At 61.7% G+C, this 19,957-nt stretch carries 21 protein-coding genes; 13 read left to right on the plus strand and 8 right to left on the minus strand.

Features of this window, described 5'->3' with window-relative positions:
- Positions 1-12: 12 nt before the first annotated feature.
- The 3 genes from AC07SU_RS14680 to AC07SU_RS14690 form a co-directional block, all read right to left on the minus strand.
- Positions 13-639 carry a LysE family translocator gene (locus AC07SU_RS14680; RefSeq protein WP_494997427.1) on the minus strand — a complete coding sequence of 209 codons (627 nt, stop codon included), beginning with the start codon at positions 637-639 and terminating at the stop codon, positions 13-15.
- Positions 640-717: 78 nt separating this feature from the next.
- Positions 718-1,758 carry an alpha/beta hydrolase family protein gene (locus AC07SU_RS14685; protein WP_494997428.1) on the minus strand — a complete coding sequence of 347 codons (1,041 nt, stop codon included), beginning with the start codon at positions 1,756-1,758 and terminating at the stop codon, positions 718-720.
- Between the two features lie 101 nt (positions 1,759-1,859).
- The gene (locus AC07SU_RS14690; protein WP_176998652.1) at positions 1,860-2,243 is read right to left on the minus strand and encodes a RidA family protein; all 384 of its coding nucleotides are present in this window, start codon (positions 2,241-2,243) and stop codon (positions 1,860-1,862) included.
- 157 nt (positions 2,244-2,400) lie between these two features.
- On the opposite strand from AC07SU_RS14690, the gene AC07SU_RS14695 reads away from it, so the two are divergent.
- Together AC07SU_RS14695 and msrA are read left to right on the plus strand one after the other, a co-directional pair.
- Positions 2,401-3,351 carry an AraC family transcriptional regulator gene (locus AC07SU_RS14695; protein ID WP_494997429.1) on the plus strand — a complete coding sequence of 317 codons (951 nt, stop codon included), beginning with the start codon at positions 2,401-2,403 and terminating at the stop codon, positions 3,349-3,351.
- Positions 3,352-3,424: 73 nt separating this feature from the next.
- Positions 3,425-3,931, plus strand: coding sequence for a peptide-methionine (S)-S-oxide reductase MsrA (gene msrA / locus AC07SU_RS14700; RefSeq protein WP_494997430.1), 507 nt, complete (start codon positions 3,425-3,427; stop codon positions 3,929-3,931).
- Positions 3,932-3,958: 27 nt separating this feature from the next.
- On the opposite strand, the gene AC07SU_RS14705 is transcribed toward msrA, so the two are convergent.
- From AC07SU_RS14705 to AC07SU_RS14715, 3 genes are all read right to left on the minus strand, one after another.
- Complete coding sequence (locus AC07SU_RS14705) at positions 3,959-5,209, minus strand: flavin-containing monooxygenase (protein ID WP_494997431.1); 1,251 nt, start codon at positions 5,207-5,209, stop codon at positions 3,959-3,961.
- Positions 5,210-5,341: 132 nt separating this feature from the next.
- Positions 5,342-5,806 (minus strand): type II 3-dehydroquinate dehydratase, encoded by a 465-nt coding sequence (locus AC07SU_RS14710; protein WP_494997432.1) that lies wholly within the window; start codon positions 5,804-5,806, stop codon positions 5,342-5,344.
- Positions 5,807-5,819: 13 nt separating this feature from the next.
- The gene (locus AC07SU_RS14715; RefSeq protein WP_494997433.1) at positions 5,820-6,245 is read right to left on the minus strand and encodes a RidA family protein; all 426 of its coding nucleotides are present in this window, start codon (positions 6,243-6,245) and stop codon (positions 5,820-5,822) included.
- Between the two features lie 186 nt (positions 6,246-6,431).
- Here AC07SU_RS14715 and AC07SU_RS14720 point away from each other — a divergent pair, with 186 nt between their 5' ends.
- The 8 genes from AC07SU_RS14720 (at position 6,432) to AC07SU_RS14755 (ending at position 15,063) form a co-directional block, all read left to right on the plus strand.
- On the plus strand, positions 6,432-7,406 hold the full coding sequence (locus AC07SU_RS14720) for a LysR family transcriptional regulator (protein ID WP_176998658.1): 975 nt from the start codon (positions 6,432-6,434) through the stop codon (positions 7,404-7,406).
- A gap of 304 nt (positions 7,407-7,710) precedes the next feature.
- Complete coding sequence (locus AC07SU_RS14725) at positions 7,711-9,228, plus strand: amino acid ABC transporter permease/ATP-binding protein (RefSeq protein WP_494997434.1); 1,518 nt, start codon at positions 7,711-7,713, stop codon at positions 9,226-9,228.
- A gap of 27 nt (positions 9,229-9,255) precedes the next feature.
- Positions 9,256-10,128, plus strand: coding sequence for a phytanoyl-CoA dioxygenase family protein (locus AC07SU_RS14730; RefSeq protein WP_494997435.1), 873 nt, complete (start codon positions 9,256-9,258; stop codon positions 10,126-10,128).
- A gap of 29 nt (positions 10,129-10,157) precedes the next feature.
- On the plus strand, positions 10,158-10,988 hold the full coding sequence (locus AC07SU_RS14735; RefSeq protein ID WP_494997436.1) for an ABC transporter substrate-binding protein: 831 nt from the start codon (positions 10,158-10,160) through the stop codon (positions 10,986-10,988).
- Between the two features lie 54 nt (positions 10,989-11,042).
- On the plus strand, positions 11,043-11,774 hold the full coding sequence (locus AC07SU_RS14740) for a class II aldolase and adducin N-terminal domain-containing protein (RefSeq protein WP_494997437.1): 732 nt from the start codon (positions 11,043-11,045) through the stop codon (positions 11,772-11,774).
- 11 nt (positions 11,775-11,785) lie between these two features.
- Positions 11,786-12,460, plus strand: a complete 675-nt coding sequence (locus AC07SU_RS14745) for a DUF1028 domain-containing protein (protein ID WP_494997438.1) — start codon at positions 11,786-11,788, stop codon at positions 12,458-12,460.
- On the plus strand, positions 12,457-13,623 hold the full coding sequence (gene argE / locus AC07SU_RS14750; RefSeq protein WP_494997439.1) for an acetylornithine deacetylase: 1,167 nt from the start codon (positions 12,457-12,459) through the stop codon (positions 13,621-13,623). Before AC07SU_RS14745 ends, argE begins: the two co-directional genes overlap by 4 nt.
- 489 nt (positions 13,624-14,112) lie before the next feature.
- Positions 14,113-15,063 carry a DHH family phosphoesterase gene (locus tag AC07SU_RS14755; RefSeq protein ID WP_494997440.1) on the plus strand — a complete coding sequence of 317 codons (951 nt, stop codon included), beginning with the start codon at positions 14,113-14,115 and terminating at the stop codon, positions 15,061-15,063.
- Here AC07SU_RS14755 and gudD read toward each other — a convergent pair.
- Together gudD and AC07SU_RS14765 are read right to left on the minus strand one after the other, a co-directional pair.
- Positions 15,032-16,357 (minus strand): glucarate dehydratase, encoded by a 1,326-nt coding sequence (gene gudD, locus AC07SU_RS14760; protein WP_494997441.1) that lies wholly within the window; start codon positions 16,355-16,357, stop codon positions 15,032-15,034. The two genes, AC07SU_RS14755 and gudD, sit on opposite strands and share 32 nt — an antisense overlap.
- 19 nt (positions 16,358-16,376) lie before the next feature.
- Positions 16,377-17,738 carry an MFS transporter gene (locus AC07SU_RS14765; protein ID WP_494997442.1) on the minus strand — a complete coding sequence of 454 codons (1,362 nt, stop codon included), beginning with the start codon at positions 17,736-17,738 and terminating at the stop codon, positions 16,377-16,379.
- Between the two features lie 340 nt (positions 17,739-18,078).
- Between AC07SU_RS14765 and AC07SU_RS14770 the strand changes: the two genes are divergently transcribed.
- From AC07SU_RS14770 to AC07SU_RS14780, 3 genes are all read left to right on the plus strand, one after another.
- Positions 18,079-18,789, plus strand: coding sequence for a FadR/GntR family transcriptional regulator (locus AC07SU_RS14770; protein WP_494997443.1), 711 nt, complete (start codon positions 18,079-18,081; stop codon positions 18,787-18,789).
- A gap of 6 nt (positions 18,790-18,795) precedes the next feature.
- Positions 18,796-19,491 carry a tRNA (adenine(22)-N(1))-methyltransferase gene (locus AC07SU_RS14775; RefSeq protein ID WP_494997444.1) on the plus strand — a complete coding sequence of 232 codons (696 nt, stop codon included), beginning with the start codon at positions 18,796-18,798 and terminating at the stop codon, positions 19,489-19,491.
- A gap of 82 nt (positions 19,492-19,573) precedes the next feature.
- Complete coding sequence (locus AC07SU_RS14780) at positions 19,574-19,867, plus strand: DUF3144 domain-containing protein (protein WP_494997445.1); 294 nt, start codon at positions 19,574-19,576, stop codon at positions 19,865-19,867.
- Positions 19,868-19,957 lie beyond the last annotated feature (90 nt).

A 19,957-nucleotide genomic window follows, 5' to 3' on the forward strand; every position in this document is an offset into this window, starting at 1 on the left:
GAAGCCATAGGTCTAGCGTTGCTGAAAAGCAATCTTCAACCCCAGCCCCATGAACAGCGTACCGATGATCTTGCCTTCCCACCGACGCAGTTTGGACAGGCTGGCAAAGCATTGGCTCAGTGGGCGGATGGCGATGGAAATCAGGCTGGTGTACACCGCGCTGAGCGCCGAAAAAATCAGGCCCAGCACGGCGAACTGCGTCAGGGAGGAGCCTGATTCCGGGTGAACGAACTGCGGCAGGAAGGCCAGGAAGAAGAGGGCGGTTTTCGGGTTCAGGACTTCTGCGCCCACGGCCTGCAAGAACGCCTGGCCAGAGGTCACGCTGGGCAGGTGCTTCTGTGAGGTTGCGCCGGGCCGGGCGAGGAACGCCCGCACGCCCAGGTAAATCAGGTAGCAGGCGCCCACCGTTTTGACCACGTTGAACGCCGTGGCCGAGGTCATCAGGATCGCCGAGAGGCCCAGGGCAGCACACAGCGTATGGATCAGGTCGCCGGTGGCAATGCCAAGCCCGGTGGCGATACCGGCCTTGCGCCCGCCCTGCAGCGTGCGGGTGATGACCAGCAGCACCGCAGGGCCCGGGATCAGGAACAGGCCGATGACTACGGCTATATACGTGAGCATGGGGGCCAGTTCGAACATCGCATGTCACCTCGGCAGTAGAGTCGACCTACAGTAATCCCTACGCCGAGGCTTAAAGCAATACGCCTGAACGGGCGGTTAATGGCGAAAAGACTGCGTGAGAAACCCGCTGATCAGGGTAGTGACTTGTTGCTGGATCACTGCCCGTGGGCGAGCGCCTTCGCCATCGCCGCAAATGATGCCGTCGCCTGGCGAGCTTTCCTCGATCAACGCCACGGCCGTCGGCTTGCATATCGCCATGAAGCTGAAGTGGGTGGCATCACTGATTTCGACGTACTGGGTCGAGGCCTTGGGCAGGCGTTTGGCCAGGTTGGCCGATTCCAACTGGGCGGGAAGTTCGTCTGATGGCACGCCTGCGGCCAGCACCAATACCGGCACGTGCAGCGCCGCCAGGCTTGCGTCGGTCATGCCGCGAGACAGGCCCAGGTCCAGGGACACAATGGCGGTCACACGCTTGTCGCTCAAGTCTGCCGCCAGTTTGGCCTTGCCCTCTGGCGTGCCGGCAGGGTTCATCTGTGTGTAGACCGTGCAAGGGCTTAGTTTCGTGTGGACGCTGCAATCGCGGGTGAAGAGGTCCGGGTCGAAACGGGCGCCGGCAATTTCCAGTGCAGTCCAGCCGCCGAGGGAATGGCCTACCACGGCAATCTGCTGTTTTTTGACCTCGCCAAATTGCTTGGGTTGGGCCAGCACCGCGTCGATGGCGCGGCTCAGGTCGGCAGGCCGCTGCCACAACTGCGCGGCGGCAGCGGGGCTGCGGTCTTTGCTGGTAGTGCCGGGGTGGTTGACCGCCGCCACGATATAACCTTGATGCGCCAGGGCGCTGGCCAGCCACAGCTGGTTGCGCCAATTGCCGCCGTAACCGTGAGAGAGCACCACCAGAGGATGTTTACCGCTGGCCGGTGGTGCGTCGGGTACGGCAAGGGCACCGATAAAGACTGCGTCATCGGCGATCGGCTCGGGCTGGCTTTGGGTCGCGGCGGGGTACCAGACCACCATGTCGACGGGGCGGTTGTGTTGCGCGTCAGGCAGGGTGGCGGTGCGAAAACCGATGGGGCTTTCCTGCGCAAGTGCGGGGGCGGTCACGCACAGCAGAAGCAGGGCGATAAGGGGGTTTTTCATTGTTGTTAATCATCCTTGATTTTTTGTTGGCGCATCATGCAGGGAAGCGATCTGCTTGGGTAGAGGACCCGCGTGAGTTTGGCACGCGAGTCTCGTGGCCCTTACACCCCGAAAATGGCCTCGATCTCGATGTTCAACTCTGGGGAAAACAGCTTGGAGACCTCAACCAAGGAACTGGCCGGCAGGTTTCCTGCGTAGTGATGTGCCAGCACCTTGCGCAGGTCGCCCACCTGGCTGAAGTCGGTGATGAACAGGGTGACCTTCAGCAGTGAGGACATGTCGGTGCCTTCGTCGGCGGCCACCGCTTTGATCTGTTCCAGGATGGCGTTGGCCTGTTTTTCCAGGCTCTGGCCTTGGGCTTCGGTGCCGAAGGCGGTGAAGCCGGACAGGTAGAGCGTGTTGCCATGTTTCACTGCGTGGGAATAAGGCCCGACAGCGGGCGGAAGGGCTGCGTAGGTTTTACGTTCAATGACATTGCTTGGCATGATAATTACCGAAGTGGGGGAGGGCTTGAGTAGGGAGTGTCGTTGCAATTGCCTATGTTTCCATGAGCTGGAGCGTTGCAATAGTCACGTTTCTCCAGGGTTGCTGCCTGATTCTCTATACACCCTAAAAACATTGAGTGCCCTATAACGACGGCGCATGATTCCCGCATTCCTGCGTCGGAGGTCATCGTTGGTGAAGTACGCTCGTTATACATTTGGAGAGGGCTGCAGAGCGCTCAGGGAAACGCTGCTCGAACTGCTCCCGGAGGCAGGCCGTTTCCCAACGTCGATAGACGGATTTACCCTCCACCGCTATGACCACTCCGATACGGCCACACCGCATTTCTACGACCCGATCCTCATCGTCGCGGTACAAGGGAAGAAGTGGGTGCGTATCGGCATCCAGGACCTTTCTTTCGGTGAGCACACCTGCTTCATCGCCGGGGTGAACATGCCCGTCACCAGCTGCCTGGTGGAGGCGACCCCACAGCAACCCTACCTGTCGATGTCGCTGGCGCTTGATCGAGGCTTGATGGCTGAGTTGGCTGCCAAACTTCCACCGCCCCTGGAGTACGGCGCCGACAGCGCTGTCGGCGCAGCGGTGCAAGGGCTCAACCCGGAGTTGCTCGATGCTTTTTTGCGGTTGCTTGAATTGCTGGATAAACCCGATCAGGCGAAGGCGCTGGGCGAATTGATCCATCGAGAAATTCACTACCGACTGCTGATGACCCCCTTTGGTCATCAACTTCGCCTTCTTAATACGCTGGGTTCTCAAAGCAATAAGATTGATCAGGCGGTTATCTGGCTGCGTGAACATTATCGGGAAACACTGCAGGTGGATCAGTTGGCTGCGCGGTTGAATATGGCGCCTTCAACGCTTTATAAGCATTTCAAAGAAGTCACGACCCTCAGCCCGCTGCAATATCAAAAACGTCTACGCCTGGATGAAGCCCAGCGCCTGATGCTGGTGGAACACTATGATGTGATCCAGGCCGCTTTAACGGTCGGTTATGAAAGTGCCAACCAGTTTGGTCGCGAATACAAACGGCTGTTCGGCGCCCCGCCGCGAAAGAATGTAGTAGCTATCAAGGCCGGCCGGTCTGCGTGAAACCGACGCCCGGGGCTTGGGTTTGGCCCACACAGCCCCATAACTACACCTGTATCCATCGAGGTGACAGACCATGACCAACACAACCGAAACCGCCATTCTTGCCGGCGGCTGCTTCTGGGGCATGCAGGACCTGTTGCGGCGCTACCCCGGCGTGCTGCACACACGTGTCGGCTACACCGGCGGCGATGTGGCAAATGCCACCTACCGCAACCATGGCAACCATGCGGAAGCGATCGAGATCGTGTTTGACCCGGCCGTTATTACCTACCGGCAGATCCTGGAATTCTTCTTCCAGATACACGACCCCAGCACGCCGAACCGCCAGGGCAATGACCTGGGGCCCAGCTACCGCTCCGCGATTTATTACCTCAGCGAACAGCAGCGCGACATCGCCGAAGACACTGCGGCAGACGTCGATGCCTCCAAACTGTGGCCAGGCCGCGTGGTCACTGAAATTGAACCGGCCGGGCCGTTCTGGGAAGCGGAGCCGGAGCACCAGGATTACCTGGAACGCATCCCCAACGGCTATACCTGCCACTTCATACGTCCGAACTGGAAACTGCCTAAGCGTGCTTGAGTCGGTGCGGTAGACCGCCAGTCCCGTTCAGGACTGGCGGTATGCCCTGTATTCATTCTGCAAGACGATATGGTCGGCCACGTACTTCGCGTCGTGCCACACCCCATAGATAAATGATGAGGCACGGTTCACCAGGTTCGGCAGGCCCAGGAAATAAATCCCGCTCTGGGCCGAGATCCCGCGCTTATGGAACGGCTCGCCTTTTTCGTCGAAGGCATCGACTTTCAACCAGCCGAAATCGAACGTGAAGCCGGTGGCCCACAGGATCGTGGTCACGCCGGCCTCGGCCAAATCCAGGCTCAGGATCGGATTGAGCAGGCATGGCGGATCGGGCAGCAGGTCCCAGGCTTCGGGCTCCAGGGGAAAGGGCAAGCCGTTGGCCTCGATGTACGCGTCAGCGTCGCGCAGCACTTCGAAATACGCACGGTCCCCTTCGGCCACGTTATCGGCCAGGCCTGGGGCAAAGGTCATCACGCCTGCGTCCCAGCCTTGGGTGACGCCGACCAAGTGAATGCCTTGATGGGCCAGCCGACGGAAGTCCACGGTCTTGCCACCTTCATAGCCGCTGACGGCAAAAGCGACGTGCTTCTTTTTCGGCTGGATCTTGACCTCGTCCCACAAGCCCAGCGCACCCAGCCACCAGCAGTAGTCTCGGCCACGGTAGGCGCGGGGAGGGCGGTAATGTTCGCCCACCGAGAGGTACACGGTCTTGCCGGCTTTTTGCAGTTCTTCGGCGATCTGTGAGCCGGAGGCGCCGGCCCCCACCACAAGCACCGCGCCCTCGGGCAATTGTGCAGGGTTCTTGTAGGAAGAGGAGTGCAATTGATACAGCGGTGCCGACGCCGGGACGAGGGCGGGGATAGACGGGCGCTGAAACGGGCCAGTGGCCGCGACTACGTTGGTGGCTTCGATGACACCGGCCGAGGTCGTGACCTTGAAGCCAGGGCGACCCACATGACGCTCCACTTGCTGCACCTCGACACCGGTGCGCACCGGCGCCTGCAGTTTGTCGACGTAGGCTTCGAAGTAGTCGGCCATGCGCTCTTTGGGGGGAAAGGCTTCGGGGGAAATGCCCTCGAATGTCAACCCGGGAAAGCGGTCGTGCCAGGCCGGGCCGTTGGCGACCAACGAGTCCCAGCGCTCCGAGCGCCAGCGTTCGGCGATGCGGTGGCGTTCCAGCACGATGTGCGGCACGCCCATCAGGGACAGGTGCTCACTCATGGCAACCCCGGCCTGGCCTGCGCCGACCACCAGGGTGTTGATTGTTTCGACGGACATAGGCGTTTCCCGAAAGGTAAAGGTTTGTCTGCAGCCCCGAATGTCACTGTAGGAGCCGGCTTGCCGGCGATAGCGGTCTCCCAGTTAATGGATGGGCTGGCTGACCCAACGCCATCGCCGGCAAGCCGGCTCCTACAGGGGCTCGGTGGTGGTTTGGCGTTCGTGGAGCAGCTGGGCCACAGCGCTGAGGGCCAGTTCGTAACCCAGCGCCCCCAACCCGGCGATCACGCCGGTGGCGGCCTTGGATATAAAGGAGTGGTGCCGGAAGCTCTCACGCTTCCAGATATTGCTCATGTGCGCTTCGATGATCGGCCCGTCGAACGCCAGCAGCGCATCGAGAATCGGCACCGAGCTGTAGGTCAGCCCGGCCGCATTGATCACGATGGCGTCGCTGTTCAACCGCGCTTCCTGAACCCAGTCCACCAGCACGCCCTCGTGGTTGCTCTGGCGAAAGTCCAGGGTCAGGCCCAATTCAGCGGCGTGGCGTTGGCAGCGCGCTTCGATGCTGGCAAAGCTCTCGCTGCCGTAGGTGCCGTTTTTATCCAGCCCATACAGGTTGGCGTTCGGCCCGTTGAGGAACATCACACGGTGGCTCATGGCGTACTCCAATTCATTCAGGCTGCCAGCCATCCGGCACCACGGCGATCACATCGATTTCCATCAACCATTCCGGCTGGCCCAGGCCTGAGATCACCAGCCCGGTGGAAATCGGGAACACCCCCTTGAGCCATTTGCCCACCTCCTGGTACACCGGCTCGCGGTAGCGTGGGTCGATCAGGTAGGTGGTGGTCTTGACGATGTGCGACAGGTCGGAGCCCGCCTCTTCCAGCAGTTGCTTGACGTTTTTCATCGCCTGTTCGGCCTGGGCACGCGGGTCGCCGAGACCCACCAGGTTGCCGTCGAAATCGGTGCCGATCTGGCCGCGCACATAAATGGTGTTGCCGGCGCGCACGGCCTGGGACAGGTCGTTGTCCAGGCTTTGGTTGGGGTAGGTTTCCCGGGTGTTGAACATACGAATTCGAGTGTGGGTGGGCATCGCGGTTAGCTCGTTGGAAACGGGATGACCGCAGCTTCACATCGCCAAGGTTCCGGCGAAACCAGCATTTGTGCGCGGTAGTGCTTAGGAAAAACCGAAGCCCATGCCCCTCATCGGCTGGCGCGGTGACCCGGCACGAACCCTGCACTATCGATCACGTACACCCATTGTTGTTGTGGAGGCGTGATGCTCAGTCGAATTACTCAGCGCCAACTGGAATATTTTGTCGCGTCCGGCGAGGCGGGCAGCATCAGTGCTGCGGCTGAACGCATCCATGTGTCGTCGCCGTCGATCTCGGCGGCGATCACCCATATGGAAGCAGAGCTGGGCATCCAGCTGTTTGTGCGGCACCACGCCCAGGGCATTTCCCTCACGGCCGTCGGGCGCCAGGTGATGCAGGAGGCCAAGCTGATCCTGGAGCAGATGACCAACCTCTACACCATCGCCTCGGAGTCGTTGAACACCGTGCGCGGGCCGTTGCGAGTGGGCTGCCTGGAATCGCTGGCGCCGATGATCACGCCGGAACTGGTGTTCGGTTTTGGCCGTGCGTTCCCCGGCGTGCGGCTGACCCAGGCCGAAGGCAACCATGAGGAACTGCTGGAGAAACTGCGCAGCGGCGAGCTAGACATCGCCCTGACCTACGACCTGGTGACCAGCCCGGACATCGACTTCCAGCCCCTGGCCCAACTGCCGCCCTATGTGATGGTAGGCGAATACCACCCGTTGGCGAACTTGCCGGCGGTGAGCATGCAAGACCTCGAAGCCTACCCGGTGGTGCTGCTCGACACGCCCTGGAGCCGCGACTATTTCCTCAGCCTGTTCATCCAGGCGGGCACCACGCCAAACATCATCATGCGTTCCACCAACCTCGAAACGGTGCGTGCCATGGTCGGCAACGGCATCGGCTATTCCTTCGCGAATGCGCGGCCCAAATCCAATGTGTCCCAGGACGGCAAGCGCGTGATCCGCCTGCGCCTGGCCGGCTCCCATCGCCCGATGCGCCTGGGCTACGCCACGGCCAGCAACACCCAGTTGTCGCGGGTGGTGTCGGCGTTTGCCGAGCGTTGCCGCATGTTTGTCTCCGACCAATACATCCCCGGCATGGCACCGCCGAGCTTTTTCGACCCGCATGCGGTGCGGGTGATGAGTGGCGTGAGCTGATTTTGCACCAATAGGTGGCGTGGGCGGTCATGCGGTTTTGCCCGTGCACCATTCTGGCCAGGCGCAACACAGCTCCCCGGTAGGCGCTGGCTTGCCAGCGATAGCGGTCTATCTGGAAATGAGGGGTCGACTGAGCCACCGCCATCGCAGGCAAGCCAGCTCCCACATGAGTTATCAGTGCTCTCAAATGGCTGCATAGGTTCTGCCTACCCAGTGCCCCGGCTTTTACGAATTGACCCTGACCACCTCCCGCCACGACTCTCAACCCATCGATGTAGATCAACTTATTCAGGGCACCACGACGATGACATTCGACTGGCACTACATGTTTGGTTTGCTCGGCGACGCCGAGTTCTGGCGCGCGACGTGGACGGTGATCAAGCTCAGCACCCTGACCTGGTTGTTAAGCATCGTCTTCGGGTTTGTGCTGGCGCTGGCCAAGCAATCCAGGCACGGCCTGCTCAGCGTGCCGGCCCGTGGTTATATCTGGTTGTTCCGCAGTCTGCCGCTGCTGGTACTGCTGATCTTTATCTACAACCTGCCCCAGGCATTGCCCGGCACCTCGGCGATTTTGGCGGACCCGTTCTGGTCCGGCCTGCTGGCCCTGGTGATCTGTGAAAGCGCCTACGTTGCCGAGATCCATCGCGGCGGCTTGCTCTCGATTCACAAGGGGCAGGGCGAAGCAGCACGGGCGTTGGGCCTGCGGTTCCTGGGTACCCAGTGGCGCGTGGTGATCCCCCAAGCCTTGCGGGTGGCGCTGCCCTCGCTGGCCAACGAATACATCTCCATCGTCAAGCTCACTTCCCTGGTGTCGGTGATCTCTCTCACGGAGATCCTGATGGTCGGCCAGCGCCTGTATTCGCAGAACTTCCTGGTGATCGAAACCATGGCGGCGGTGGCGTTTTTCTACGTGTTCATCGTCACCGTGTTCGACTTTCTGCTTAAACGCCTGGAGCGCTTTCTCGACGTCAACCAACGCAACGTGTCCCGTGTGCCGGACGCTGAAGTGCTGGCGTTGGCCACCCAGCAGCGCACGGCGTTGGTGCGCCCAGCCAGCAACGGCGAACCGGCGTTGCTGGCGGCGCGGCTGCACAAGGCCTACAACAACGTTGAAGTGCTCGGCTCGGTGAACTTGCAGATCCAGCCCGGCGAAGTGGTGTCGGTGATCGGCCCGTCCGGTTCCGGTAAAACCACGCTGATTCGTTTGCTCAACGGCCTGGAACAACTGGACAACGGCGAGATCCGGATCAACGGCCAGCCCTTCATTCACCTCAACAAGGTCGGCGCGCAGAAGCCGCAATTTGTCGAACACGCCGAGCACCGCCTGAACATCGGCATGGTGTTCCAGAGCTTCAACCTGTTCCCGCATTTGAGCGTGCTCGACAACCTGCTGATGGCGCCCAAATACCACCGCCTGGGGCGCCTGGCCGACCTCAAGCAACAGGCCTACGCGCTGCTGCACAAGGTGGGCATGCTCGACCACGCCTGGAAATTCCCGCATCAACTGTCGGGCGGCCAGCAACAACGGGTAGCCATCGCCCGCGCCTTGATGATGCGCCCGCAGATCATGCTGTTCGACGAGCCCACCTCGGCGCTCGACCCGGAAAAAGTCAACGAAGTGCTGCAGGTCATCGAGGCCTTGGCCGAGGAGGGCATCACCATGGTGATCGTCACCCACGAGATGAACTTCGCCTTCAAGGTGTCCGACCGCATCGTGTTCATGGAGAAGGGCCGCGTGGTCTGTGACGACACGCCGGGCGCCCTGCGCAGCGGCCACAACCCACGCGTGGAGGCGTTCCTCAAGGACGTCTCGCTGGCGTGACCCCCTCAACGTTCAGGAAAAAATACAATGATCGAGCAAGCGCAAATCGAACAGTTCCAGCGTGACGGTTTCCTGGTGGTCGAAGACGTGTTGTCGCAGGACGAAGTGGCCGCACTGCAACACGACTTCGATCAATGGGTAGAGGAAAGCCGAAGCCACCAGAAAGGCTGGGGCGCGACCGTCGATGGCCGCGAACGCTTTGACCTGGAAGGCGATCACCGCGCCGATCACCCGTCGTTGCGCCGGGTCAGCTCGCCCACCGAGATCTCCCCGGCCTATGAGCGTGTGGCGTTGCACTCACGCATGGCAGCGATTTCCGCGCAGTTGATCGGCGCCCAGGGCACGCGTTTTCACCACAGCAAGATCAACTCCAAACTGCCCCACACCGCGACTCAGGTGAAGTGGCACCAGGACTTTCTGTTCACACCCCACAGCAACGATGACATCGTCACCGCTTTGCTGATGGTCAGCGAAGTGACCCCGCAAAACGGCCCGCTGAACGTGATCCCCGGCAGCCATAAAGGCCCGCTGTGGTCGCACTGGCAGCACCAGCGTTTCACCGGTTCGGTGGACGACGCGGTGGTCGAGGAGCACTGCCAAAAGCCGGTGGCCTGCTACGGCCCGGCCGGCTCCGTGTGCTTCATGCACACACGGCTTTTGCATGCTTCCAGCCCTAACGAGACCGAACTTCCGCGCACCCTGTTCATCAGCGTCTACGCCGCTGAAGACGCGCTGCCATTCGGCGAAAACCCCTTGCCCAGTGCACACGCCGGCCTGCTGGTGGCCGGTGAAGAGAGCGGCTTGGTGCGTTCCACGGACAACCACCTGCGCTTGCCGCAGAAACCCCGTGGCGCCTCGTTCTTCGTGCAACAGGCCGGACAAGATTCAACCACTGCCTAACCCAACTCAAACCCTTGCAGGTAAAAACCATGACAGCGTTTCGTATGAGTGTTCGTCCCCTTGCCGCATGCCTGTTGGGCGCCGCGGTTGCGATGACTTCGTTGGCGGCTTCAGCGTTCCAGCAGGACGGCAAGATCATCGCCGGTTCCGATGTGACGTTCTTCCCCTATGAGTACATGGATAACAACAAGCCGGCAGGTTTTGACATCGAGTTCATGGACGGCCTGGGCAAGGTCATGGGGCGCAAGGTCGAGACCCTCGACACGCGTTTTCCCAACCTGATCACCGGCCTGCAGGCCGGGCGTTTCGACTTGACCAACTCGTCGATGTACATCACGGCCGAGCGGGTCAAGGTCATCGACATGATCCCTTACCTCAAGAGCGGCGAGTCGATCCTCACCCTCAAGGACAGCGCCTTCCAGCCCAAGACCCCGGAAGAATTCTGCGGCCACAAGATCGGCTCCATGGGCGCCACCTCGTGGCTGGCGCAGATGAACAAACTGTCGGCGGAATATTGCGTGGCCAAGGGCTTGAAGCCGATCCAGATCAGCGAATACAGCACCGACCCGCAAACCACCCAGGCCTTGCTGGCTCACGCGGTTGAAGCCCAGATCACCGACGCCGCCGTGGCCCGTGGCGTGATCGACAAGCTGGGCAACCGTGTGCTGATTTCTTCCGACACCCTGATCTACCCGGTGCTCAACGGCTTCGGCGTGAAGAAGGGCAATGACACGGTGAAAAAAGCCCTGCTCGATGGCCTCGAAAAATACCGCGCCACGCCTGAATACGCGGCCTTGCTGAAGAAGTACAACTTCCAGGCACCCACCGAGGCCGACATCGCGGCGCTGATGCCGCAGTAAAACTACCCGCGCGTGCCGCATTCGTGTGCGGCCGCGCCCTGCGGAGTCCGATTCATGGCGTTATCCCTCGAAGAACAGACGCGCATCGACCTGGCTGCGACCTTTCGCATCATCGCGCACCTGGGCATGCACGAAGCGGTGGCCAACCACTTCAGCGCCGCCGTGTCGGCCGATGGCAAAGAGTTTTTGCTCAACCCCAAGTGGAAGCACTTCTCGCGCATCCGTGCCAGCGACCTGTTGTTGCTCAATGCCGATGACGCCGCCTGCGCTGATAACCCGAACGTGGACGCCACCGCCTGGTCGATCCACGGGCAGATCCACCGCCTGTTGCCGCACACCCGCGCGGTGCTGCACCTGCACCCGGTCTACACCACGGCGGTGGCGTGCCTGGCCAAACCCCACGTACCGCCGATCGACCAGAACACCGCGCGTTACTTCAACCGCGTGGCCGTGGACGAGCTGTACGGCGGCATGGCCGATACCGAGGCCGAAGGCGCACGCCTGGCCGGGCTGCTCGACGGCAAGCGCCGCCTGCTGATGGGCAACCACGGCGTGATGGTGACCGCGGCGTCCATCGGCGAAGCCTTCGACGACATCTGGACCCTGGAGCGTGCCTGCCAGATCCTCGTGACGGCGTGGTCCACCGGGCAACCGCTGCGGGTGCTGTCGGATGACGTCGCAGAAAAAACCGCACGGGGCTGGGAAGGCATCGCGGATTTTTCGCGCCAGCACTTTGAAGAAATGAAGCAGTTGATGATCGACGCTGACCCTTCCGTGCTCGACTGAGGAGCCTCCCCATGACGTTTTCCGTTGTCGCCCGCTGCACCGAAACCGGCCAGTTGGGCATTGCCATCAGTTCGTCGAGCATTGCCGTGGGCGCCCGTTGCCCGTGGCTGCGGCCCGGCGTGGGCGCAGTGGCGTCGCAGAACATCACGTTGCCCAGCCTCGGGCCCCAGGTGCTGGACCTGCTGGAGCAGGGCGCAACACCTGGTGAAGCGCTGGCGGCCATGGCCGAGCAGGCCCACAGCGAATACCGCCAGGTGACGGTGATCGACAGCCAGGGCCGCACCGAGCATTTCAGTGGCGCCCAGACCCTTGGCATTCATGGCGCGGTCAGCGGCGAGCAGTGTGTGGCGGCGGGCAACATGCTGGCGGGCCCTGAGGTGATTGACGCCATGGTACGCGCGTTCGAAAACGCTGCCGGCCCTCTCGCGGATCGCCTGCTGGCCGCCCTGCACACCGGGCAGGCGCGGGGCGGTGAAGCGGGGCCGGTGCATTCGGCGGCGCTGGTGGTGGTCGACGACTTGCTCTGGCCCATCGTCAACCTGCGGGTGGACTGGGTCGAGGAGGACCCGATCGGTGCCCTCGACCAACTCTGGCAGGCCTATCGCGGGCAATCGCAGGCTTACATCGACCGCGCCCTCAACCCGCACATCGCCCCGGGCTATGCCGTGCCGGGGGATGACCGATGAACAGCCGCGACCTGCTGGCCCAGCTGGTGCGGTTTGACACCACCAGCCGCGAGTCCAACCTGGCCTTGATCGACTTTGTGCGCACCTACCTGCAGGACCTCGGCGTGGCCTGTGAGCTGGTCTACAACGAACACAAGAGCAAGGCCAACCTGCTGGCGACCATTGGCCCGGTGGATGTGCCGGGCATCGTGTTGTCCGGCCACACCGACGTGGTGCCGGTGGACGGCCAGCGCTGGAGCGTGGCGCCGTTCGAGCTCACGGAAAAACACGGCAAGTTGTATGGACGCGGTACGGCCGACATGAAGGGCTACATCGCCTGTGTGTTGGCGAGCGTGCCGGCGTTGTTGCAGGCGTCGTTGCGTATGCCGGTGCACATCGCCTTGTCCTATGACGAAGAGGTGGGCTGCCTGGGCGTGCGCTCGCTGATCGAGCGGTTTCATGGGCAGACGGTCAAGCCGCTGCTGTGCGTGATCGGCGAACCCACCGAACTCAAGCCGGTGCTGGGCCACAAAGGCAAATTGGCGGTGCGTTGCGAGGTGCATGGCGCGGCGTGCCATTCGGCGTATGCGCCGTCCGGGGTCAACGCCATTGAATACGCGGCGTGCTTGATCAGCGAGCTGGTGCGGCTCGGCGAAGAACTCAAGTCGCCACCGCAGTTGGATGAGCGGTTTGATCCGCCGTTTTCCACGGTGCAGACCGGTGTGATCAACGGCGGCAAGGCACTGAATATCGTCCCGCAAAATTGCACCTTTGATTTTGAAGTGCGCTCGTTGCCGGCCCAGGATCCCTGGCAGGTTGCCGAGCAGTTGCAGCGGTATGCCGAACAGACCTTGCTGCCGGCGATGCAGGCGGTGAGCGCACAATCGGCGATCAGTTTCAGTGAGTTGTCCAGCTACCCGGGGTTGGCCACCTCCCTGGAAAGCCAGGCTGCTGAATGGGTGGCGCAATTCTGTGGCTCGCGTGCATTCGGCACCGTGGCTTTTGGTACAGAAGGCGGGTTGTTTGATCAGGCCGGTATTCCCACCGTGGTTTGCGGCCCCGGCAGCATGGAGCAGGGGCACAAGCCAGATGAGTTCATCAGCGTGGAGCAACTGGCGGCGTGTGACCGGATGTTGGCGCGGGTGGTGGAATTTGTGAGCAACGGCCACCAACAGGTCGTGTAGGAGCCGGCTTGCCGGCGATGGCGGCGTGTCAGTTAACGCTGTGCCAACTGATGTACCGCTATCGCTGGCAAGCCAGCTCCTACACAGGATTCGGCGTCAACATAACCTTGTAGGAGCCGGCTTGCCGGCGATGGCGATGGGTCAGTTACCGATGTGCCAACTGATGTATCGCTATCGCTGGCAAGCCAGCTCCTACACAGGATTCGGCGTCAACATAACCTTGTAGGAGCCGGCTTGCCGGCGATGGCGGCGTGTCAGTTAACGCTGTGCCAACTGATGTATCGCTATCGCAGGCAAGCCAGCTCCCACATTTGACCGTTGCTGCCAGGTCGATTGCGACCAGTTTTGGTGCTGCAGGTTTTAAAGACCCTAGCGCTTGAAATCTCAACTGGAGTGAATGCGCCTGTCATGCGTTTGTCATACGCCCATGGGAACGTCCTTCGGCCTCACGCTCCAACCCAGGAAGCGGCATTTCAAGGAGAACCCATCATGCGAGTCGTGACTTCTGGCTCGGCGTATCTGGACATCGACGCCTACGCCTGTTGCATCGCCTACGCCGAGTTGCTGAACCACCAGGGCATTGCAGCGCGTGCGGTGAGTAGCGCACCGCTCAACGCGAGCATTTCCACAAGCGTTCTGGGCTGGGACGCCCGCCTCGACGATTATCAGCCAATGGACTGCGACGAGTATGTGCTGATGGACGTCAGCGACCCCGATCACTTCGACCCGATCGTGCAGCTTGAAAACGTACGGGAAGTGATCGACCACCATCCCGGTTTTGAACGTTATTGGGCACAGAGACTTGGCACCGCCGCCGATATTCAGCCAATCGGCGCAGCCGCTACCCTGGTATTCCTGCGCTGGGAGGCCGCCGAAGCGTTGACTCATATCAGCCCGCACAGCGCGGCCTTGCTGGCCACTGCGATCCTGGACAACACCCTCAACTTCACCGGCCAAATGACCACGCCGCAAGATACTCGCGCCTATGACGTGCTCGCACGGCGCGCCAACCTTTCAGCGGAGTGGCCACAGTGCTATTTCGGCGAATGCCAGGCCGCCATCGAGGCCGACCTGACCGGTGCCCTGGCCGCCGACATGAAGCAGATGAGGGCCACGCCCAACCTGCCACAACGCATCGCGCAGATGACGGTATGGGACGCAAGCGAGTTGATCCATCAACACCACGTCGCCATCGATCAATGGCTGGCGGCGCAAGGGGAGGACTGGCTGTTGAACGCCATCAGCCTTCGCGAGTGCAAAAGCTATTGGCTAACAGGATCATCACTCAGCCGGCACACGCTGAGCCGGCTGGTCGACGTTGAATGGCAAGGACCGTTGGCGGTGCTGCCGCGCGGGATGCAGCGCAAGGAGCTGTTGAAACTTGCCCTGGCTGCCCCCGCCGACGCCGTTACCGCACCAGGCAAGGCTGCTTGTTATTGAATGCCCAACCGGGAATCAGGAACTGCATCGCCACACTGTCATCCCGGGCACCCAGGCCCATGCCCTTGTACAGCTCGTGGGCCTTGGCCACGGCGTCCATGTCGATGTCCACGCCCAGGCCCGGCTTGCTCGGCACCTTCACATAACCGCCTTCGATTTTCAGTGGTTCGCGGGTCAGGCGCTGGCCGTCCTGCCAGATCCAGTGGGTGTCGATGGCCGTGATATCGCCGGGTGCGGCGGCCGCCACTTGGGTGAACATCGCCAGGGAAATATCAAAGTGGTTGTTGGAGTGCGAACCCCAGGTCAGGCCCCATTCGTTGCACATCTGCGCCACGCGCACCGAGCCCTGCATCGTCCAGAAGTGCGGGTCGGCCAGGGGAATGTCCACCGATTGCAGCTGGATCGCGTGGCCCATTTCGCGCCAGTCGGTGGCGATCATGTTGGTGGCGGTTTTCAAGCCGGTGGCACGGCGGAACTCGGCCATGACTTCGCGGCCCGAATAGCCGTTTTCGGCGCCGCACGGGTCTTCGGCATAGGCGAGTACCTTGTGCTGGTCACGGCACAGGCGGATGGCTTCCTTGAGTGACCACGCGCCGTTTGGATCAAGCGTGATGCGCGCATCCGGGAAACGTTCGGCCAGAGCGGTGACAGCTTCGATTTCTTCATCGCCACTGAGCACGCCACCCTTGAGCTTGAAGTCGTTGAAACCGTATCTGGCTTTGGCCGCTTCCGCCAGGCGCACCACGGCAGCGGCAGTCAGGGCTTTTTCGTGGCGCAGACGGAACCAATCATCCTCGGCGTCGGCCTCGTTGCGGTAGGCCAGGTCGGTCGCGTTGCGGTCGCCGACGTAGAACAGGTAGCCGAGCATTTTCACCGCATCGCGCTGCTGGCCTTCGCCGAGCAACGCTGCCACCGGCACTTCAAGGAACTGGCCAAGCAAGTCGAGCAGGGCGGCTTCCATGGCGGTGACGGCATGGATGGTGATGCGCAGGTCAAAGGTTTGCAGGCCGCGCCCGGCCGCGTCCCGGGAGGCAAAGGTGCTGCGCATCTGGTTGAGGATGCGCTGGTATTGGCCGATGGGTTGGCCGACCACCAGGCTGCGGGCGTCTTCCAGGGTTTCGCGGATGCGTTCGCCACCGGGCACTTCGCCTACGCCGGTGTTGCCGCTGCTGTCCTTGAGAATCACGATATTGCGCGTGAAGTAAGGGCCGTGGGCACCGCTCAGGTTGAGCAGCATGCTGTCGTGGCCGGCCACCGGAATGACCTGGAAGTGAGTGATAACGGGAGTGGTCATGGCACGTTCCTAAATAAGCTCAAAGAGGTTTGCTGATGGCGGCACCGGTGGGTACGGCGCCTGGCGACGTCAACACGGCAGAGGGCGAAGTCTTGGCAAAGAACACCAGGATCGCGGCGAGGATCGAAGTGCCGGCCAGCCCGTAGAGGCCGCCCTGGATCGAACCGGTGGTCTGTTCAAGAAAGCCGAACGTGGTCGGCGCAACAAAGCCGCCAAGGTTGCCGATGGAGTTGATCAGCGCGATCACGGCCGCGGCGATGCGCACATCCAGGTAGCCCTGGGGGATCGGCCAGAACAGTGACGAGGCCGACTTGAAGCCGATGGCCGCAAAACAGATCGCCACAAAGGCAAAGATCGGCCCGCCCGTGGTGGACATGAACATGCCCGCAGCGGCAATCAACAGCGCAGCGGCGACCCAGGCCTGCTGGAATTTGAATTTGCCCGACAGCGACGCGAAGGCATACATGGCGATGATCGAGATCAGCCAGGGGATCGAGTTGAAGAAGCCCACCTGCACGTCGCTGAGGTCGCCCATCTTCTTGATGATGCTCGGCAGCCAGAACGTGGCGGCGTAGATCGTCAGCTGGATGCAGAAGTACAAGACGCAGAACAGCAGGATCTGACGGTCTTTGAGCAGTTTGCCGAGGGTGGGTTTGACGGTGGTCAGGGCTTCACGCTCGCGCTGTTCCTGATCGATGGCGTCTACCAGGGCGTCCTGTTCTTCGCGGGTCAGCCATTTGGCGTCGTGGGGTTTGGAGTCGAGCCAGAACCACACGAAGAACCCGAGCGCGACGGAGGCCAGGCCTTCGATGGCGAACATCCACTGCCAGCCGTGGAAGCCAAAACCCTCGATCTGCAATAACGCGCCTGACAGCGGGCCGGAGATCAGCGAAGCAACGGCCGAGCCGCTGAGGAAGATCGCAATGGCTTTGCCGCGCTCCACGCCGGGCAGCCAGCGGGTGAAGTAGTAGATCACCCCGGGGAAGAAACCCGCTTCGGCGACGCCCAGCAGGAAGCGCAGGATGTAGAACTGGGTTTCGTTCTGGATGAACGCCATCAGCGTGGCGACGATGCCCCAGGTGAACATGATGCGGGTCAGCCAGATTCTGGCGCCGACCTTTTGCAGCAGCATGTTGGAGGGCACTTCAAACAGCGCGTAGCCGATGAAGAACAGCCCGGCACCGAGACCGTAGGCCGCTGCGCCGATGCCCAAGTCATGCTCCATGTGCGTACGCACGAAGCCGATATTGACCCGGTCGATGTAGTTGAGGATGAACATGATCACGAACAGTGGGAGCACGTGGCTCTTCACTTTGCTGACGGTGCGCGCGAGCACGGACTCTGTTTCTGGCGTGGCAGCTGCATGGTTTGAATTGTTCACAATTCAAAACTCCCCCTGATTATTTTTATGCGGGTTTGCGTGTTTTGTTGATAGACATCATACAAGTGGTTTTCTTGGGTTCGCAATGCAGGGTAGCGTGATTTTGTTCTTATAAGGCGGTGGGTGAACCGAGTTGTTTGGTTATTTACCCTGTATTTGTTGGGGTTTGTGCGTGCGGGCGTACGTGGTTGACGAGGCGCATGGCCTCCGAGCAGAGACTGAGAGGTTCACCGCTTTAAGATTGGTTGTCATACAAGTTGAGTGTTTTTTGCATCGAGTCAGCGTGGGCTCCGGACGGGGTGTTAAGCTCCCACCAGCTCAGCCCCGTGGACCCGTCGCGATGCCCATTGAAAGCGGAACCCTTGTTCGTAAACGCTCCAACAACCTGGCCCAAGGCGTGGTCGACGCGCTGACCCAGCGCATCCTGCTCGGGCAGCTCAAGCCCGGTGAAAAACTGCCGTCGGAATCCACCATCGTCGGTGAACACGGCGTGAGCCGCACGGTGGTGCGCGAGGCGATTTCCAAGTTGCAGGCCTCGGGCCTGGTGGAGACGCGTCACGGCATTGGCACCTTCGTGCTGGCGCCAAGTGCCCAGCAGGGACTGCGCTTGCACGTGGACACCGTCGCCAGCGTGCGCAACATGCTGGAGCTGCGACTGGGGTTGGAGGTGCAGGCCGTGGCCCTGGCCGCGCACCGCCGCAGTGATGAACAGCTCACCCACATGCGCCAGGCGCTGGATGACTACCAAGCCTCGCTGGCCAACAACGACAGTTGCGTGGAGGAAGACAAGCGTTTCCATCAACTGATCGCCGAGGCCACCGGCAATACCTTTTTTACCGAGATCATGCTGCACCTGGGCAACGCGATGATCCCGCGCACCCAGGTAAAGGGCGCCGAGCGCGGTGGCGCCGACTTCGCCAAGCTGGGGCAACTGGCGAACCTGGAGCATGAAGCGATCTTCAATGCGATCAAGCGCCAGGACCCGGACGCCGCGCGGGCGGCCATGGTGTTGCACCTGACCAACAGCCGTGATCGATTTTCTGGAGAGTAAAACGCGTTGAACGAACACACCTTATCCCAGCGCCTGGAGCGCGTGGCTGCCAACGTGCCGGCGGGCGCACGCCTGGCCGATATCGGCTCGGACCACGCTTACCTGCCGGTGGCGCTGATGCGTCGCGGCGCGATCACGGCGGCGGTGGCGGGGGAGGTGGCGGCGACGCCGTTCCACGCGGCCCAACGTACCGTGCGCGACAACGGCCTGGAGGCGCACGTGACGGTGCGCCTGGCCGACGGGCTGGCGGCCATCGAGCCCCAGGACGGCATCACTGCGATCAGCCTGTGCGGCATGGGCGGCGAAACCATCCGCGACATCCTCGACGCTGGCCAGGCGCACCTCAATGGTCACGAACGCCTGATCCTGCAACCCAATGGCGGCGAGCAGCCGTTGCGCCAGTGGCTGATGGAGCAGGGCTACCGCATCCTCCGTGAAGAGCTGCTGCGGGAGAACCGCTTCTACTACGAAATCATCGTCGCCGAGCGCGCCGAGCCTGTGACCTACACCGGCGAAGAACTGTACTTCGGCCCGCTGCAGATGCAGGCGCGCAGCCCGGTGTTCCTGGCCAAGTGGCAGCACCTGCTGCGCCAGAAACAGAAAACCCTGGCCAGCTTTGAGCGCGCACGTCAGGCGGTGCCGGACGAGAAGCGGCAGGAAGTCGCCCAGCAGGCGCGGTGGATTGCGGCGTTGTTGGGCTGAGTGACTGGACGCCTCCTGCTTGGGGGCGCCTGGCGGATATGTTCCAATGCCCGCCATTCTTCGCTCACCCAGGAACCCCGCCATGGCAGATGCCACTGATCAAGCTTTCTATGACCGTGCTGATGCACATATCGAGCTGTCGAACGAGCAGCTCAAGACCTGCGAAAACCTCGGCGAGGTCAGCGCCTCAATGACATTCGGCGCCACCCGCTTCAGCGCCTGGGCCAGCGCGCGCAACTTCAAGTCCGGCGCAGAAATGGCCGATGCGCGGGAGGCGATGCTCAAGTACTTCTGTGACCAGTACCGGATGATGCTGGAAGACAACCTGGATGATCACATCAACAATTTCGAGCGGTACATGGGCGGCACCCGCTGAAACCTGGATAGCTGACCCACCGCCATCGCCGGCAAGCCGGCTCCTACAAATGGGGTTTGACGCCGATTCCTGTGTAGGAGCTGGCTTGCC

The organism is Pseudomonas sp. GW821-FHT05H12, assembly GCF_059419385.1.

What these genes read in the sequence shown, in the direction of transcription:
- AC07SU_RS14695 (WP_494997429.1), top strand. Translation starts at nt 2,401, where the DNA reads ATGATTCCCGCATTCCTGCGTCGGAGGTCATCGTTGGTGAAGTACGCT.
- AC07SU_RS14745 (WP_494997438.1), top strand. Translation starts at nt 11,786, where the DNA reads ATGACGTTTTCCGTTGTCGCCCGCTGCACCGAAACCGGCCAGTTGGGC.
- AC07SU_RS14780 (WP_494997445.1), top strand. Translation starts at nt 19,574, where the DNA reads ATGGCAGATGCCACTGATCAAGCTTTCTATGACCGTGCTGATGCACAT.
- AC07SU_RS14740 (WP_494997437.1), top strand. Translation starts at nt 11,043, where the DNA reads ATGGCGTTATCCCTCGAAGAACAGACGCGCATCGACCTGGCTGCGACC.
- AC07SU_RS14770 (WP_494997443.1), top strand. Translation starts at nt 18,079, where the DNA reads ATGCCCATTGAAAGCGGAACCCTTGTTCGTAAACGCTCCAACAACCTG.
- msrA (WP_494997430.1), top strand. Translation starts at nt 3,425, where the DNA reads ATGACCAACACAACCGAAACCGCCATTCTTGCCGGCGGCTGCTTCTGG.
- argE (WP_494997439.1), top strand. Translation starts at nt 12,457, where the DNA reads ATGAACAGCCGCGACCTGCTGGCCCAGCTGGTGCGGTTTGACACCACC.
- AC07SU_RS14705 (WP_494997431.1), bottom strand. Translation starts at nt 5,209, where the DNA reads ATGTCCGTCGAAACAATCAACACCCTGGTGGTCGGCGCAGGCCAGGCC.
- gudD (WP_494997441.1), bottom strand. Translation starts at nt 16,357, where the DNA reads ATGACCACTCCCGTTATCACTCACTTCCAGGTCATTCCGGTGGCCGGC.
- AC07SU_RS14755 (WP_494997440.1), top strand. Translation starts at nt 14,113, where the DNA reads ATGCGAGTCGTGACTTCTGGCTCGGCGTATCTGGACATCGACGCCTAC.
- AC07SU_RS14710 (WP_494997432.1), bottom strand. Translation starts at nt 5,806, where the DNA reads ATGAGCCACCGTGTGATGTTCCTCAACGGGCCGAACGCCAACCTGTAT.
- AC07SU_RS14680 (WP_494997427.1), bottom strand. Translation starts at nt 639, where the DNA reads ATGTTCGAACTGGCCCCCATGCTCACGTATATAGCCGTAGTCATCGGC.
- AC07SU_RS14720 (WP_176998658.1), top strand. Translation starts at nt 6,432, where the DNA reads ATGCTCAGTCGAATTACTCAGCGCCAACTGGAATATTTTGTCGCGTCC.
- AC07SU_RS14725 (WP_494997434.1), top strand. Translation starts at nt 7,711, where the DNA reads ATGACATTCGACTGGCACTACATGTTTGGTTTGCTCGGCGACGCCGAG.
- AC07SU_RS14715 (WP_494997433.1), bottom strand. Translation starts at nt 6,245, where the DNA reads ATGCCCACCCACACTCGAATTCGTATGTTCAACACCCGGGAAACCTAC.
- AC07SU_RS14685 (WP_494997428.1), bottom strand. Translation starts at nt 1,758, where the DNA reads ATGAAAAACCCCCTTATCGCCCTGCTTCTGCTGTGCGTGACCGCCCCC.
- AC07SU_RS14730 (WP_494997435.1), top strand. Translation starts at nt 9,256, where the DNA reads ATGATCGAGCAAGCGCAAATCGAACAGTTCCAGCGTGACGGTTTCCTG.
- AC07SU_RS14690 (WP_176998652.1), bottom strand. Translation starts at nt 2,243, where the DNA reads ATGCCAAGCAATGTCATTGAACGTAAAACCTACGCAGCCCTTCCGCCC.
- AC07SU_RS14735 (WP_494997436.1), top strand. Translation starts at nt 10,158, where the DNA reads ATGACAGCGTTTCGTATGAGTGTTCGTCCCCTTGCCGCATGCCTGTTG.